11 protein-coding genes are annotated in these 15226 nt (G+C 73.1%); 7 read left to right on the top strand and 4 right to left on the bottom strand.

Going from position 1 to position 15226, the window contains the following annotated elements; all coding sequences use genetic code 11:
• Positions 1-121 precede the first annotated feature (121 nt).
• The 3 genes from ACZ5CZ_RS32400 to ACZ5CZ_RS32390 form a co-directional block, all read right to left on the bottom strand.
• Positions 122-454: a nucleotide pyrophosphohydrolase gene (locus ACZ5CZ_RS32400; RefSeq protein ID WP_467543240.1), complete on the bottom strand. Its 333-nt coding sequence runs from the start codon at positions 452-454 to the stop codon at positions 122-124.
• Positions 438-1628, bottom strand: coding sequence for an AAA family ATPase (locus ACZ5CZ_RS32395; protein ID WP_385840518.1), 1191 nt, complete (start codon positions 1626-1628; stop codon positions 438-440). Before ACZ5CZ_RS32395 ends, ACZ5CZ_RS32400 begins: the two co-directional genes overlap by 17 nt.
• A gap of 600 nt (positions 1629-2228) precedes the next feature.
• Positions 2229-2609, bottom strand: coding sequence for a cell division protein SepF (locus tag ACZ5CZ_RS32390; protein WP_385840517.1), 381 nt, complete (start codon positions 2607-2609; stop codon positions 2229-2231).
• Positions 2610-2885: 276 nt separating this feature from the next.
• On the opposite strand from ACZ5CZ_RS32390, the gene ACZ5CZ_RS32385 reads away from it, so the two are divergent.
• Positions 2886-4595 (top strand): hypothetical protein, encoded by a 1710-nt coding sequence (locus ACZ5CZ_RS32385; RefSeq protein WP_468947908.1) that lies wholly within the window; start codon positions 2886-2888, stop codon positions 4593-4595.
• A gap of 22 nt (positions 4596-4617) precedes the next feature.
• Here the strand turns inward: ACZ5CZ_RS32385 and ACZ5CZ_RS32380 are convergent, their stop codons facing one another.
• Positions 4618-5133 (bottom strand): YceI family protein, encoded by a 516-nt coding sequence (locus tag ACZ5CZ_RS32380; protein ID WP_385840516.1) that lies wholly within the window; start codon positions 5131-5133, stop codon positions 4618-4620.
• Between the two features lie 155 nt (positions 5134-5288).
• On the opposite strand from ACZ5CZ_RS32380, the gene ACZ5CZ_RS32375 reads away from it, so the two are divergent.
• The 6 genes from ACZ5CZ_RS32375 to meaB all read left to right on the top strand — a co-directional run bounded on the left by ACZ5CZ_RS32375 (position 5289) and on the right by meaB (position 15212).
• Positions 5289-5786 carry a MarR family winged helix-turn-helix transcriptional regulator gene (locus ACZ5CZ_RS32375; RefSeq protein WP_468947906.1) on the top strand — a complete coding sequence of 166 codons (498 nt, stop codon included), beginning with the start codon at positions 5289-5291 and terminating at the stop codon, positions 5784-5786.
• Between the two features lie 75 nt (positions 5787-5861).
• A complete protein-coding gene (locus ACZ5CZ_RS32370; protein WP_468947904.1) occupies positions 5862-7379 on the top strand; it encodes a hypothetical protein in 1518 nt (505 codons plus the stop codon).
• A gap of 16 nt (positions 7380-7395) precedes the next feature.
• Positions 7396-10215 (top strand): P-loop NTPase fold protein, encoded by a 2820-nt coding sequence (locus ACZ5CZ_RS32365; RefSeq protein ID WP_468947902.1) that lies wholly within the window; start codon positions 7396-7398, stop codon positions 10213-10215.
• A 23-nt stretch (positions 10216-10238) separates the two neighbouring features.
• Complete coding sequence (locus tag ACZ5CZ_RS32360; RefSeq protein WP_468947901.1) at positions 10239-12047, top strand: methylmalonyl-CoA mutase family protein; 1809 nt, start codon at positions 10239-10241, stop codon at positions 12045-12047.
• Positions 12047-14209 (top strand): methylmalonyl-CoA mutase, encoded by a 2163-nt coding sequence (gene scpA, locus ACZ5CZ_RS32355; RefSeq protein WP_468947899.1) that lies wholly within the window; start codon positions 12047-12049, stop codon positions 14207-14209. The genes ACZ5CZ_RS32360 and scpA overlap by 1 nt, the downstream gene beginning before the upstream one ends.
• Positions 14210-14216: 7 nt before the next feature.
• Complete coding sequence (gene meaB, locus ACZ5CZ_RS32350; RefSeq protein ID WP_468947898.1) at positions 14217-15212, top strand: methylmalonyl Co-A mutase-associated GTPase MeaB; 996 nt, start codon at positions 14217-14219, stop codon at positions 15210-15212.
• The last annotated feature ends 14 nt before the right edge of the window (positions 15213-15226 follow it).

The raw sequence follows: 15226 nt of genomic DNA, 5'->3' as shown, positions 1-15226 counted from the left end.
GGGGCGAAAAGCCAGAGGAAGACGGAAATCTGTGGACAACAATTCGGAATCGCCCCAGGAGTCAACTCCGGAGAGTGATAACGGAGTTGGAGGGTCCGGTCTCATCCGCTTCCGGTCCGCTTCATGGTTCGCCGCGGGGGAAGCGCTGTTCGTTGCGGTCGATCTTGGCGTCGAGGGCGGTGAGCGGGTCGATGCCGAGGACCTCGCAGAACTGGAGGAGGTAGGCGAGGACATCGGCGACCTCGTCCCGGACGCGGTGCGCGGTGTCGGGGTCCTCCATCACCCGGGCCGACTCCTCCGGGGTCAGCCACTGGAAGATCTCGACCAGTTCGGAGGCCTCCACGCTGAGCGCGGCGGCGAGGTTCTTGGGGGTGTGGTAGGGCTGCCAGTTCCGGGCGGCGGCGAACTCGGCCAGCCGGCGCTGGAGTCGGGCCAGGTCAGGGTGTTCCGTCACGGTTCAGGTGTACCACCGTGACGCCGGGGGTCCCGGTGGCCCACGAGGCGTCGCTCACCGCGGCGAGACAGCGGATGTGGCCGCGCTCGCCCATCCGGGCCGCCGTCGTCAGCAGTTCCCGGCGCTGGACGGGGTCGAGGGCGCGGTCGAAGCCGTCGGTGACGACCGTGAGGGTGCGCAGTGCGTCGGGCACCTCGCCGGGCGCGTCCAGGTCGAGGACGCCAGGGCCGGTGAGCAGGATCAGGGTGAGCGCCAGATAGCGCAGTTCGCCGTCGCCGAGGCGGGCCAGCTCGGTGTGGAAGCCGTCGCCCCGGTCGAGCACCGCCCGGACCGTGCCGTCGGCGAGCGGCTCGGCCACCAGGTCGGTCACCGGGCCGGCGCAGCCCGCGCGCAGCGCCTCGACCAGCTGGCCGTGGCGTCGTCCGCACTCCGCGCGGGTGCGCCACAGCACGTCGGCGAGGTTGTCGCAGCCGGGCAGGAGCCGGCCGGAGCCGGTGGGGACGGGGGTGCGCATGCAGTCGGGGCGGGGGTCGCAGGAGAAGACCGAGCGCAGGGCGACGACCATCTGCTCGGCCGCGGCCAGCACATGCCGCTGCCCCTCCGTCTTGCCGGCCACGCGCAGCGGCAGCAGGGCGGTGCCGAGACGGTCGTCGGGGAGCGGCGCGCGGGTCACCGGGGCGGAGCCGGCGGTGTGCCAGGCGGCCTGGACGGTACGGCGTCCCGGGTCGCGCAGGGCGGTCTCCAGCAGCACGGTGCCGCCCGCGCTCAGCCGCTCCCCCACGATGCGCAGTTCCGGTTCGGCCTGTACGGCGAGGTCCAGCCGGACCGGGCCCTGGCCGCCGTCGGCGGTACAGCCGATGCGGAAGCCGCGCCGGCCCTCGGCGTCGGGGCGGGCCCGCTCGGGCACACAGGCGACCGGGTCCGCGAAGACCTCCCGGAGCGGGGCGCCGGAGCCGAGCCGCGCGAGCGCCTCGCAGGCCGCGAGCGCGGTGGACTTGCCCGCCCCGCTGGGTCCCGCGAACACGGTGACCGGCCCCAGCGGAAACCCGGCCCGGCGATGCCCGGCGAAGGCCGACAGCCGCAACTCGGTGATTCTGGCGCGGACATCGACGGTGCGACGGGACTGCGCGGGAACGGTCCCGGCGGACACGGAAGGCACAGAGGGCACGGCCATGTCCGGACCGTAAGTCTCCCCCCACCCGCCGAACCGTTTTCGCACCGTCACGTTCCACCGATCGAGGGAAGCAACGGCCCCCACGACGACCTGGCGCTCCGCTCCGAGGGGCCCGTGGAACCGGGAGGCCGGGAGGCCGGGAGGCCGGGAGGCCGGAGGCCGGAAGGCCGGGGCCAGGGCCAGGGGCCAGGGACCGGGGCCAGGAGCCGAGGCCAAGGGCCAGGGGCCGGGCAGCCGGCACGCGGTGGCTGACACCCGTCGGCGACGCACCACGGCGAGGCGGACTGCGCCTGCCCCACCCGGGCAACCGAAAGCCCGCCTCAGCCCTACCGGGCACCGACGGGCAGCCTTACCCCTTCAGGGCAGCCGAAGGGCTCGCCCGCCCCTCCCCCTCCCTGTCGGCCGACGCGGACACGCTCGGCGCGCCGTCGTCGGCCCTGCATCGCCGAGGCCTTCCGCGGCGCGGGCCGAGGCGCAGTGGGGCGTGGAGCGCCGTCCGCGCCCGGTGGCTGCGGAGCGTGCCGTTAGGACGGAGCGGGCCCGGACGGCAGTCGGGCTGATGCCCCGGGGCGAACCGGTGCCGGACGTGCCGGGGGCCGGTCAGCCGCCGGAGGCTTCCATCAGGCCGCTGACTTCCGTGCCGGGCGGGGTGAGGAGGAAGACGTTGCGGTCGACGCGGTGCATCCCGCTGCCCAGGCCGAAGACGACGCCGGTGCTGAAGTCGAGGACGCGCTTGGCGACCTCGCTCTCCGCGCCGGACAGGTCGAGCAGCACCGGCGCGCCGGCCATCACGGTCTCGGCGACCTCCCGGGCGTCCGCGAAGACGTTGACCCGCAGCACCACGAAGCGGCGCCGCGTCTCCGTCTCGGCGTCGGGCAGCGAGCGGTGGTTCACCGCGGACGGCCAGGCGTCCCGGCCCCGCAGCGGCACGACCTGGGCGAGCCCTTCCCACTGTTCATCGGTGACGTCGTAACGGTTCACCGGCTCCCCCCGACCTGACTCGCACTCAATGCCTGCACCAGCCAATTCTTACGCCAAGTCACCCGTTCGGCCCAACAACGACACGGTGCGCGACCGCTCCGGCGCGGCTGCACCGCCCCGACCTGCACCACTTATCCGAATTCGCCCGCTCCGTGCCGCCCTCATACCGTTCTCTTCACCTGTGGACACGCGTCGTTCAGACGCCGCCGATAGCGTCCGCGCGTGCACTTGGCAGAAACACCACAGGTGATACCCGGCCGGGGGACACAGTCGGCGGTGTCCGCCGCCCCGGGGGTCCGCACCCAGAGCCCCGGCGCCCCCGCGCAGTGGCACCGCGTACTGACCCTGCTCGCCGACGTCAGCCTCTTCATCGGCACCCGCACGGTGTGGACCCAGGCCGCCTCGCACCAGGTGGTCCTCGCGGGCGTCATCTCCCTGTGCTACGCCGCCATCCTGGTGACCGGCGTACTCACACTGACGGTCCGCCGGACGCGCTCCCTGGCCCGCCTGGACCTCGTGGTGCTGGCGACCGCGATCGTGCTCACCCTGTGCACCTGGGCGCTCAACCACGCGGGCGGCGACGAGGCCGTCCTCACCACCCAGGCCGCCAGGGAACTGGCCGCCGGACACCAGGTGTACGACCAGCCGTGGCCCTGGCTCTTCCACGGCAAGGGCGTCGCCCTGACCCCGACGACGACCGGCGGTTACGACTTCACCTACGGCTATCCCCCGCTGGCCCCGCTGCTCACCGCGCCCTTCCTGTGGCTGGGCCACGGCGGCGCGCCGGCGACCCTCGCGGTGACGGTCGTGCTGTTCGCGGGCGCGGTCCTGCTGTGGCGGCTGCTGCCGGTGCCGTGGCGCTCGGCGGCGACGATGCTCTGCCTGGGGTTCGGCTTCCTGCCGATGTACGCCCGCCAGGGCTATCCGGCGATCGTCGGCATGGTGCTGCTGATGCCGGTGGTGGTGTGCTGGCCCCGGCTCGGCGCGCGCGGCCGGCTCGGCGCGTACGGCGTCGTACGGGCCGTATGCCTGGGGGCCGCCTGCGCGGCCCAGCAACTGCCCTGGTTCGTCACGCCGTTCCTGCTGGCCGGGATCTACGCGGTGCGCCGGGGCGAGCTGGGCGGGCGGGCCGCCGCGCGGGTGGTGCTGCGGTTCGTGGGGATCGCGGTCCTCGCCTGGCTGGTGATCAACGCGTACTTCGTGGTCAGTGAGCCGGGTCCGTGGATCCGGGGCATCGCGCTGCCGCTGACGCAGGGTGCGCTGGTGCACGGTCAGGGCCTGGTGGGCATCTCGCTGTACTTCACGCACGGCAGCGACCGGCTCGACTGGTACGGCCACGCGAGCATGCTGCTCGCCGCGGCCCTGCTGGCGCTGTTCGTGCTGTTCGTCCAGCGGCTCGGCCCGGCCGCGACCGTGCTGCCCTGGTGCGCCTTCTTTCTGGCGACCCGCTCCCAGGACGGCTACTACCTGCTGATGACACCGCTGTGGCTGGCGGCGGCGGTCACCGTGCCGTTGTCGGAGTTCACGCGCGCGTGGCAGCCGCGCCCCCGCTGGGCGGCCGGGCCGCGGCGCCGGTCGGCCCTGGCCGCGGCGGTCGTCCTGCTGGTCGCGCCCGCGCTGGTGAGCGCGACCCTCGGGGCCACGGGCAGGCCGCCGCTGCGGATGGACATCACCGGGGTCCGGCACGCCTCCGCGCGCACGCTGTCGGCGCTGACCGTGCGGGTCACCAACACGGGCGACGACGCGCTCACGCCGTACTACATGCTCACCGTCGGCCAGGGCATGAACCGGTTCTGGTCCCTGGCGCACGGACCGGCCACGATCCCCGCGCACACCACGGCGACCGTCGAGCTGCGGGCGCCGTCCGGGAGTTTCCCGGTCCCCGCGAAGCGGAGCGCGCACCTGCGTCTGCGCGCGTTCACGGCGACCCCGCAGACGCTGTCCAGCCGGGATGTACGCCGGGCCGAGCTGGGCGACGCGGGCTGACCTGGGGCCGCACGCCCCGGCGTCAGTCGGCGGTGCGGGTGAAGCGCAGGGCGGCCGTGACGGTGGTCGGCCCGGACATCATGCCCAGCGGGTTCTTGCCGACGCCGAACCGCTCGCGGTCCACGGTGAACTCGGTCTCCAGGGTGAGCGCGCCGGCGCTCGCGTCGGACAGGCGCGCGGTGAACGACACGGGCTTGGCGACGCCCCGCACGGTGAGCCGGCCGGAGAAGCGGACCCGGTCGCCGTCCTGGCGTTCGGCGCTGTCGACGGCGAGGGTGATCTCCGGGTGGCGGCCGGCGTCGAAGAAGTCGGCCGAGCGCAGGTGCTCGTCCCGCTTGGCGCTCTTGGTGTCCAGCGAGGCCACGTCCAGGGTCAGGGTGCCGGTGGCGGAGCCGTCGGGCTGCACCACGCCGCTGCCGGCGACCGTGGCGAAGGTGCCCTGCACCGTGGCCAGACCCCAGTAGGTCTTGTGCCGCAGGCCCACGGTGGACGCGGTCGGGTCGAGTTGCCAGGTGCCTGTTTCCACGGCGACCGTCACGGTCGTCCTCCTCGATCGGTTGGCCACTTGGGGACGGCCCCACGCTAGCCGCTCATCCAAATTTGAACAACCCAGTCATCCAGATTTGGACAACCAACTTGTCCAATAATAAACATTCACTCATCCAAAATTGGACAAGGCGGTAGACTCGGCGTATGCCCGCCTCCGACACCGACGCCCCCGACCAGCAGCCCGCCTGCCCCGCCGCGGGAACCGGCCAGGGACTGCTCCCGGACGAGCTGCGGGCCTGGATGGTCGTCCTGGCCGCGACGGGCGCGGTGGAGCAGCGGCTGCGCTCGGCCGTACGGGAGGCCCTGGACGTCTCCCACGACGAGTTCCTGATCCTGTGCCTGCTGGCCGAACACCCCCGCGAGGGGCTGCGCATGACCCAGGTCGCCGACCTCCTCGGCCGCCCCAAGACCCGGCTCACCTACCAGGTCGCCTGCCTCCAGCACGCCGGGCTGGTCAGCCGCGGCTCGGTCCGCGGCGACAAGCGGGGCGTGGTGATCGCCCTCACCGACAAGGCGCGCGAGCTGCTGCGCGAGACCTCCGTCCTGCTCGCCCGCTCCGTCCGGGAGGCCCTCGCCGACTCGATGGGCCCCGAACAGCGCGCGGCCATGTGCGCCTTGGTGCCGGGCTTCGAGGAGGCGTAGGGCCCCTCCTCCCCCGCGGCCCGCGATTGTCAGTGGGGGTCGGCATGATGGAGGCCGGAGCGGGAGGGGGACGCGGTGGAGGACATGACGGCGGCCGAACTCCAGGGCACCTTCGAGCTGTCGAGCGGGGCCTGGGAGCGGATCAGCACAGCACCGGGGATGATCGAGCCGATCGACACGGAGTACACGGACGGGGTCACCAAGTGGCCGGCACAGGGCTTCGCCCGCTGGCTGGCCCGCCGGCACCCGGAGCTGTCCGGGGCCGTTCCCGCCCTGCTGCGTCCCGCTCCGGACACCAAGCCCGACTACCTCTGCGGCCGGTACGCGGCGTCCGACGAGGTGGGACACGACCGGGAGCACTTCGCGGGGCTGTGGCGGACCGGCGCGGGGGTGGTGGCGGTCGTCTATCCGCGCGGCCATGTCCGCACCCCGCGCGACCTCCTCGAGTTCCACGCCGACGCCGTGACCGTCGTGGTCGTACAGACGCAGTACGACCTTTACGGCCCCGCCCTGGAGGCGGTCGACCGCGACCGCCCCGAGCTGCCGTACGAACCCCGGTGGTCGGAGATCGCGGCCCACATCGGGACGCAAGTGCCGTGGTGGCCGGTCGAGTTGCGCAGGCCGGAGCATCTCCTCGCCTGGCGGCCGGGCGACCGGCCCGCACCCGTCGACGTGGTCACCTCGCCCTCCTGGGAGTCGCTCTACGAGCTGGCGCGGGCGGAGCCGGAGGGCTCGGCGGTGCGCGGAGCCTGCTTCACCATCGGCCACGAGATCAGGACCCGGTCCGCCGAGTCGGCCGAGCACGAGGTGACGGGCGTCCTCGAGAAGCGGGCGAGACACCCCAGGACGGCCGCCGAGCGCGCCGCGATGGTCCTCCCTGCCGTCCCCGCGACGGAGGACCCCGGGCGGTCCGAGACGGTCCCGGCCGACGTGGTCGCGCGGGGCCTCGCCGAGCTGTGCGCCCGCACCGACGACGAGGCGGTGGAGTGCCTGGAGCAGATCAGCATGTGGAGCGGCGAGCACTTCCCCTTCGGCGGGGTCTTCAGCATCGTCCGCTCGCGCGTCACCCGCGAGGCCGCCGAGTGGATCAACCGGCTGCGCCGGGTCAGCCCCACCGCGATCCACCGCCTCTGGACACGCGACGGCGCCACCCCGGTGGGCGCGTTCGTGGACCCCGTCACGGGCAGTCCGGTGGTGGCCTTCAAGGGGCGCTTCGGCTCCCGGGACAGACGGGAGATCAGCTACCTCGGCAGCGCACCCAAACGGCTGCCCGCGGGATCCGTCCTGAAGGAGGTCGTGCTGGACGACCCGATCTGGGTCCGCACCACGGACGGCGTCCTGTATCCCGCGCCGAGCATGGACGCGCCCGGACTCTCCTGGGGCTACCGCGGATCGGGCCCCCGCACCCTCGCCACCTGCGTGGGCCGGCTGCTGGACGACGGGTCGGCCCACGCGGTCACCTACGGCACGGACCGCGACGACGAGCCGGGGCTGACGGCGTACTTCACGCTCGGGCACAGGCCGGGCACCCGCATCCCGCGCAGACGGCTCGAAGCCGCACGCGCCTCGGCCACGCCGGACCCCACCCTCTGAAAGGTCATCCCCAACCATGCCGGGACGCCACCCGACCCTGCCGTGGGACAGCGCCTTCCCCTTCGCCTACGGCCGGGAGGCCGCGGCCTACGAGGCCGTGGTCGACCTCTGTCTGCGCGAACCCGCCATAGCGCGGCGCCTGGGCAAGAGGCCGCAGGCCACCGCGGAGAACGTGCGCGCCAACATGCTGACGGAGGCGAACGTGCGCCGGGCCGTCCGGCCCTGCCTGGAGCACCAGCAGCGGTTCCGCGTCGCGCTGCGGCGCTACGAGGACGCCCGGGACCGGCGGGACTATCTGCACGATCCGCCGGCCCCCGAGACCTTCGTCCTCCTCGGCCTGACGGCCTGCCTCCTGCTGGCGCTCGTCCTGGCCCCCTGGACCATGGTCGCGGGCGCCGCGGCGGTGCTGGCCGCGGCCGGATACGCCGTGCGGCGCGATCCGCGGCGGCGCATGCGGGTGCGGCACAACGCCGGAGAAGCCCTGCTGAGCGCCGTCGTCCCGGTGTACGAGAGGCTGGCCGACTCCCGGGGCCAGACATGGCGGCGCGAGTTGCAGGCGAAGGGCGTCGGTCCGTTGATGGCCCGGGTGGTCGAGGCGCTCCTCGGCGAGGACAGCGACTCCCTGCTGCTGCCCGACGGCTACGAGGGGCTGCGCTCCCCGCGCAACCGGCAGTACGTCATCGAGAACGAGGCCGCCCGGCGGCTCACCCGGAAGGTGGCCCAGCGCGAGGGCGGCACCATCGCCGTGAGCGGGCCGCGCGGCGCGGGCAAGTCGACGCTGCTGGAGAACTGCGCGGAGGAGGCCGACTTCGCGGTCGTGGTCCAGGCTCCGGCGACCTACTCCCCGTACGAGTTCCTGGTCTCGCTGTACATCGAGGTCTGCGAGCAGTACCTGCGGGACGGCGACTACGACGTGCCCGAGTTCGCCCGGCTGTCGACCGTCGGCCGGGTCGCCCGCCGACTCGCCCCGCCGCTGCGGCGCCTGACGCGGTATCTCGGCTTCGCGCTGCCGGCGGCCGCGCTGGTGGCCCTCGGCCTGGCGGCCGCCGTCCGGTCCCTACGGGTGCGCTACACGGACACCGTCCGGCATCACGCACAGGCTCTGTGGGCCCAGCTCTGCCATGCCGTGCGGGAGGTCTGGCAGGGGCACCAGGTCCTGGCGGCCCTGGCGGTCGTCGGCGCCGGCGTGCTGATCTGGCGCTCGCGCCGCTGGCGGGGGTGGGGCGGACTGCTGACGGGACTGCGTGCCGGCGGCGCCGACCTGGGCGGCCGGTGCCTGGTCTGCGCGGCGCCCGTCTCCCTCTTCTTCGACGACGACATCCGGCGGCACGTCGGAGAGACAGGGGCGCTCCCCTCGTGGACCGTGACCGTCCTCATCGGTATCGCCATGCTCCTCGCCCTCGGATACGTCCTCGACCCCTTGTGGACCGTCGGCCCGGTCACCGTCGAAGCCCGCCCGTTCCTCCTCGCCCTCTTCTTCCTCGATCTGGTCCCGTTCTACTGGACCCCGGCGGGGCACGCCCTGGTGGCCGACCCCGGCAACCCGCTGCGGCTGGGCTGTCTGCTGCTCGGTCTGCTGCTGCTCAGGGCCGGCAGACTGACCCTGCGCCGGCCGGAACCGCCGCTCGTCACCCGGTGCCGCAACGAGCTGTACCGGCTCCAGACGGTGCAGTCCTCCTCGCTCGCCCTGACCAGCGGTCCGCCCGCGCTGGTGTCCTCCCACACCTCCTCGCTGTCCACGGTGCCGCCCGCGCTGCCCGCGCTGGTGTCCGACTTCCGGGAGCTGCTCACCGACATCGCGCGGGAGCGGTACGCCCGCAAGGGCCGGGTGGTCATCGCCGTGGACGAGATCGACCGGCTCGGCTCGGACACCCAGGCCCTGGCGTTCCTCGGCGAGATCAAGGCGATCCTGGGCGTCCCCCATGTGCACTACCTGATCTCGGTGGCCGAGGACGTCGGCGCCTCCTTCGTCCGCCGTGGGCTGCCGCACCGCGGGGTGACGGACAGTTCCCTGGACGACATCGTCCATGTGCCGCCCTGCACGCTCGCCGAGTCGAAGAACATCCTCGAACGCCGCGCGGCAGGGCTGTCGGAGCCGTACAGCCTGCTGGCGCACGCGCTGTCGGGCGGGATCCCCCGCGACCTCATCCGCTACGGCCTGCGGATCATGGAGATCGAGGAGAAGACCCGGTTCTTCGAGCTGACCGACATCTCGCGGCAGATGATCCTGGAGGAGCTGGCGGAGACGCTGGCCGGGTTCCGCACGCTGCTCGGCAAGCAGCAGTGGACGCGTGAGACCAGCGAGGTGCTGCTGACCTTCCGTTCCCTGATGGACCATTTCCGGCAGCTGTGTCCCTGTCCGTCCACCGAACTCCACCAGGCGCTGCGGCACGTGGCGTTCTACGACCTTCAGGAGCGGCTGGGCAGCGCCGCCCAGAACGTTCCGGAGGAGGTCCGCCGGCTGGTCGACGAGGCGTCGGCCTACGTGCTCTTCTCGCTGACACTGCTGGACGTGTTCGGCACCCCCGACTTCGCGCGCCGCAGGGCCCGGGCGGCACGCCACGCCGACGGCGACCCGGATCTGCTGGCGCAGGCCAGACACGAGCTGGAGATCTCGCCGTACAGCGCGCGTTCCCTGATCACGGCGATCAGGGCGGCCTGGGGAGTGCCGCACCACTCGGGGCGGACCGTCTCCGCGCTGCCCCGGCCCAGACGGTCGCCGTGTGCGCTGCACCCGGTCGGCGGCGCCGCTCCCGGCGGGCCCGACACGGAGGAGAGGGGCGGGTCACAGAGGCAGAGGGAGCAACGTCACAACCCGGAGCCCCCTGCGAGCTGAGCACTTGCCCTAGCATCCGACCCATGACGGTCCTGCCTGACGACGGGCTCTCCCTGGCCGCCGAGTTCCCTGACGCGACGCACGAGCAGTGGCAACGCCTGGTCGAGGGTGTGCTGCGCAAGTCGGGCAAGGAAGTCTCGGGTACGGCCGCTGAGGACGCCCTGTCCACGACGCTGGAGGACGGGCTGCGCACCCGGCCCCTCTACACCGCGCGCGATGCCGCGCCCGACCCCGGTCTGCCGGGCTTCGCCCCCTTCGTGCGGGGCGGTCGCCCCGAGGGCAGCACCGCCGACGGCTGGGACGTACGGCAGCGGCACAACGCACTCGCGGACGGCGCCGTCCTGGCCGACCTGGAGAACGGCGGCACCTCGCTGTGGCTGGTGCTCGGCGAGGGCGGCATCCCGCTCGACGCCCTGGAGCGGGCGCTGGAAGGGGTCTATCTCGACCTGGCACCGGTCGTGCTGGACGCGGGCCGGGACACCGGGGCCGCCGCAGCGGCGCTGCTGGCGCTGTACGAGAAGCGGGGCGTCGGCGCCAAGGACGCGCGCGGCAACCTGGGCGGCGACCCGCTCGGGTACGAGGCCCGTACCGGCACCGCGCTGGACTTCGCGCCGTACGCCGCCCTGGCCGCGCGCTGCGCCGAGACCTATCCGGGCGTGCGCGCGCTGACGGTGGACGCGCTGCCGTACCACGAGGCGGGCGGCTCGGCCGCGCAGGAGCTGGGCGCCTCGCTCGCCACCGGTGTGGCCTATCTGCGCGAGCTGACCGAGGCGGGGCTGAGCGTCGAACAGGCCGCCGGGCAGCTGGAGTTCCGGTACGCGGCTACCGCCGACCAGTTCCTGACCGTCGCCAAGCTGCGCGCGGCGCGCCGGCTGTGGGCCCGCGTCGCCGAGGTGTGCGGGGCGCCGGAGGCCGGCGCGCAGGTCCAGCACGCGGTGACCTCGCCGGTGATGATGACCCGCCGCGACCCGTGGGTGAACATGCTCCGTACGACGGTCGCGACGCTGGCCGCCGGGGTCGGCGGCGCCGACGCGGTCACCGTGCTGCCGTTCGACCACGCGCTCGGCCTGCCGGACGCGTTCGCCCGTCGGATCGCCCGCAACACCTCCACGATCCTCATCGAGGAGTCCCACCTGGCCCGGGTCATCGACCCGGCGGGCGGCTCCTGGTACGTGGAGCGGCTGACCGACGACCTCGCCGAGGCCGCCTGGCGGTTCTTCCGGTCGATCGAGCGCGACGGCGGCCAGGCGGCCGTACTGCGCTCCGGCCGGCTGCGCACCGACCTCGCGACGACCTGGGCGGAGCGCTCCAAGCGGCTCGCCAAGCGACGCGAACCCATCACCGGCGTCAGCGAGTTCCCGCTGCTGGCCGAGAAGCCGGTGGAGCGCGAGCCCGCGCCCGAGCCGCCGTCCGGCGGACTGCCGCGGGTGCGCCGCGACGAGGCGTACGAGGAACTGCGCGCCCGTTCCGACGCCCATCTCGCGGCCACCGGAGCACGCCCGCGCGTCTTCCTCGCCACCCTGGGATCGGCCGCCGAGTACACCGCGCGCGCCACCTTCGCCGCCAACCTCTTCCAGGCGGGCGGCATCGAACCGGTCACCGAGGGCCGCTTCGAGGACAGCGGCGCCACCGAGGCCGTGCTGTGCTCCAGCGACGCCGTCTACGCCGAACAGGCCGCGCAGGCCGCCGAGTCGCTGCGGGCGGCCGGGGCCCGGCATGTGTTCCTGGCCGGCCGGCCGGGCGATCACGCCGGCATCGACTCGTACGTCTTCGCGGGCTGCGACGCCGTCGACGTGCTGTCCGCGACCCTCGACCGCATGGGAGTGTCCTGATGGGAATCCCCGACTTCTCCGGCATCGAGCTGGGGACCCCGGTCGCCGACGGCAGTGCCGAGCAGTGGCGTGCGGCGGCCGGCGGCGCAGAGCAGCTGTGGGAGACCCCGGAGGGCATCGGGGTCAAGCCGCTGTACACCGGCAGTGACCTGGAGGGCCTGGACTTCCTGGGCACCTACCCGGGCATCGCGCCGTATCTGCGCGGCCCGTACCCGACGATGTACGTCAACCAGCCCTGGACCATCCGCCAGTACGCGGGCTTCTCCACCGCCGAGGAGTCCAACGCGTTCTACCGGCGCAACCTGGCGGCCGGCCAGAAGGGCCTGTCGGTCGCGTTCGACCTGCCCACGCACCGCGGTTACGACAGCGACCACCCGCGGGTGACCGGTGACGTCGGCATGGCGGGCGTGGCCATCGACTCCATCTACGACATGCGGCAGCTGTTCGACGGCATCCCGCTCGACAAGATGACCGTGTCGATGACGATGAACGGCGCCGTGCTGCCGGTGCTGGCGCTGTACATCGTGGCGGCGGAGGAGCAGGGCGTACCGCCCGAGAAGCTGGCCGGGACCATCCAGAACGACATCCTCAAGGAGTTCATGGTCCGCAACACCTACATCTATCCGCCGAAGCCGTCGATGCGGATCATCTCCGACATCTTCGCGTACACCTCGCAGCGGATGCCCCGGTACAACTCCATCTCCATCTCCGGCTACCACATCCAGGAGGCGGGTGCGACGGCCGACCTGGAGCTGGCGTACACGCTCGCGGACGGGGTGGAGTACATCCGGGCGGGCCGGGAAGCGGGCCTGGACGTCGACGCGTTCGCGCCGCGCCTGTCCTTCTTCTGGGCGATCGGCATGAACTTCTTCATGGAGATCGCCAAGCTGCGGGCGGCGCGCCTGCTGTGGGCCAAGCTGGTCTCCCAGTTCGAGCCGAAGAACACCAAGTCGCTGTCGCTGCGCACCCATTCGCAGACCTCGGGCTGGTCGCTGACCGCGCAGGACGTGTTCAACAACGTCACGCGTACGGCCGTGGAGGCGATGGCGGCGACCCAGGGCCACACCCAGTCGCTGCACACCAACGCGCTGGACGAGGCCCTCGCCCTGCCGACGGACTTCTCCGCGCGCATCGCCCGCAACACCCAGCTGCTCATCCAGCAGGAGTCGGGCACCACCCGGGTCATCGACCCGTGGGGCGGCAGCGCCTATGTGGAGCGGCTGACGTACGACCTCGCCCGCAAGGCCTGGGCGCACATCCAGGAGGTCGAGCAGGCGGGCGGCATGGCGCAGGCCATCGACGCCGGCATCCCGAAGCTGCGCGTGGAGGAGGCGGCGGCCCGCACCCAGGCCCGCATCGACTCCGGCCGCCAGCCGGTGATCGGTGTGAACAAGTACCGGGTCGACAGCGACGAGCAGATCGAGGTGCTCAAGGTCGACAACTCCTCCGTGCGCGCCCAGCAGATCGAGAAGCTGCGGCGGCTGCGCGCGGAGCGGGACGAGCAGGCCTGCCGGGACGCGCTGGACGCGCTGACCCGGGCCGCCGACGGCACCGAGAACCTGCTGGAGCTGGCGGTGCGCGCGGCCCGCGCGAAGGCGACCGTCGGCGAGATCTCGGACGCCCTGGAGAAGGTGTACGGGCGGCACGCGAGCCAGATCCGTACGATCTCCGGCGTGTACCGCAACGAAGCAGGCCAGTCCCCGTCCGTGGACCGCACCCGGGCCCTGGTGGAGAGGTTCGAGGAGGCGGAGGGCCGCCGGCCGCGCATCCTGGTCGCCAAGATGGGCCAGGACGGCCATGACCGCGGCCAGAAGGTGATCGCGACCGCCTTCGCCGACCTCGGCTTCGACGTCGACGTCGGCCCGCTGTTCCAGACGCCGGAGGAGGTCGCCCGGCAGGCGGTGGAGGCCGACGTGCACGTGGTCGGGGTGTCCTCGCTGGCCGCCGGTCACCTCACCCTCGTCCCGGCGCTGCGCGAGCGGCTGAAGGAGGAGGGCCGGGAGGACATCATGATCGTGGTCGGCGGTGTCATCCCGCCGCAGGACGTGCCGACGCTGCGGGAGATGGGCGCGGCGGAGGTGTTCCTGCCCGGCACGGTGATCCCGGACGCGGCCCACGACCTGGTGCAGCGGCTGGCGGCCGACCTCGGCCACGAGCTGTAACCCCGGCATGGCAGCGATCGATCTCGACACCTATGTGAAGGGTGTGCTCGACGGGAAGCGGGCCCTGGTGGCCCGCGCCATCACGCTCGTCGAGTCCACCCGGCCGCAACACCGGGCGCTGGCACAGGAGTTGCTCACCGAGCTGCTCCCGCACAGCGGCCGGGCGCGGCGGATCGGGGTGAGCGGGGTGCCGGGCGTCGGCAAGTCGACGTTCATCGACGCGTTCGGCACCATGCTGACCTCGCTGGGCCACCGGGTCGCCGTCCTCGCGGTGGACCCGTCCTCCACCCGCACCGGCGGCTCGATCCTGGGCGACAAGACCCGGATGGAGCGGCTGGCGGTCGACCCGGACGCCTTCGTCCGGCCCTCCCCCAGCGCGGGCACGCTGGGCGGGGTCGCGAAGGCCACCCGGGAGTCGATGGTGGTGATGGAGGCGGCGGGCTACGACGTGATCCTCGTGGAGACCGTCGGCGTCGGCCAGTCGGAGACCACGGTCGCCGAGATGGTGGACTCCTTCCTGCTGCTCACCCTGGCCCGCACCGGCGACCAGCTCCAGGGCATCAAGAAGGGCGTCCTGGAACTGGCCGACGTGATCGCCGTCAACAAGGCGGACGGCCCGCACGAGCGGGACGCGCGGGCGGCCGCCCGAGAACTGGCGGGCGCGCTGCGGCTGATGCACGGCCGGGACGCCTTCTGGACCCCGCCGGTGCTGCACTGCAGCGCCCGGGAGTCCACCGGCCTGGACACGGTCTGGGAGCGCCTCGAACAGCACCGCACCCTGCTGGACTCCACCGGCCGGCTGGCCGCCAAGCGGCGGGACCAGCAGGTCGGCTGGGCCTGGGCGATGGTGCACGACGAACTCCTCGGCCGGCTGCACACCGACCCGGCGGTCCGCGCGGCCGTACCGGACCTGGAACAACAGGTCCGGGAGGGCCGGCTGACACCGACCCGGGCCGCGGAGCACATCCTGGCGGCGTTCGAGGGCCGTACGACGGCATCCTGAGCCGCCGCCCGCCG

The sequence above is a fragment of the Streptomyces sp. NPDC031418 genome (assembly GCF_055581605.1).
Note: the sequence above shows the minus strand (reverse complement) of the source record. Positions and strands in the feature narration are given on the sequence as shown.

Bases quoted from the DNA above. Each gene is read 5' to 3' on its own strand.
- ACZ5CZ_RS32360 (WP_468947901.1), top strand. From the start codon at position 10,239: ATGACGGTCCTGCCTGACGACGGGCTCTCCCTGGCCGCCGAGTTCCCT.
- ACZ5CZ_RS32395 (WP_385840518.1), bottom strand. From the start codon at position 1,628: ATGGCCGTGCCCTCTGTGCCTTCCGTGTCCGCCGGGACCGTTCCCGCG.
- ACZ5CZ_RS32375 (WP_468947906.1), top strand. From the start codon at position 5,289: ATGCCCGCCTCCGACACCGACGCCCCCGACCAGCAGCCCGCCTGCCCC.
- meaB (WP_468947898.1), top strand. From the start codon at position 14,217: ATGGCAGCGATCGATCTCGACACCTATGTGAAGGGTGTGCTCGACGGG.
- ACZ5CZ_RS32365 (WP_468947902.1), top strand. From the start codon at position 7,396: ATGCCGGGACGCCACCCGACCCTGCCGTGGGACAGCGCCTTCCCCTTC.
- scpA (WP_468947899.1), top strand. From the start codon at position 12,047: ATGGGAATCCCCGACTTCTCCGGCATCGAGCTGGGGACCCCGGTCGCC.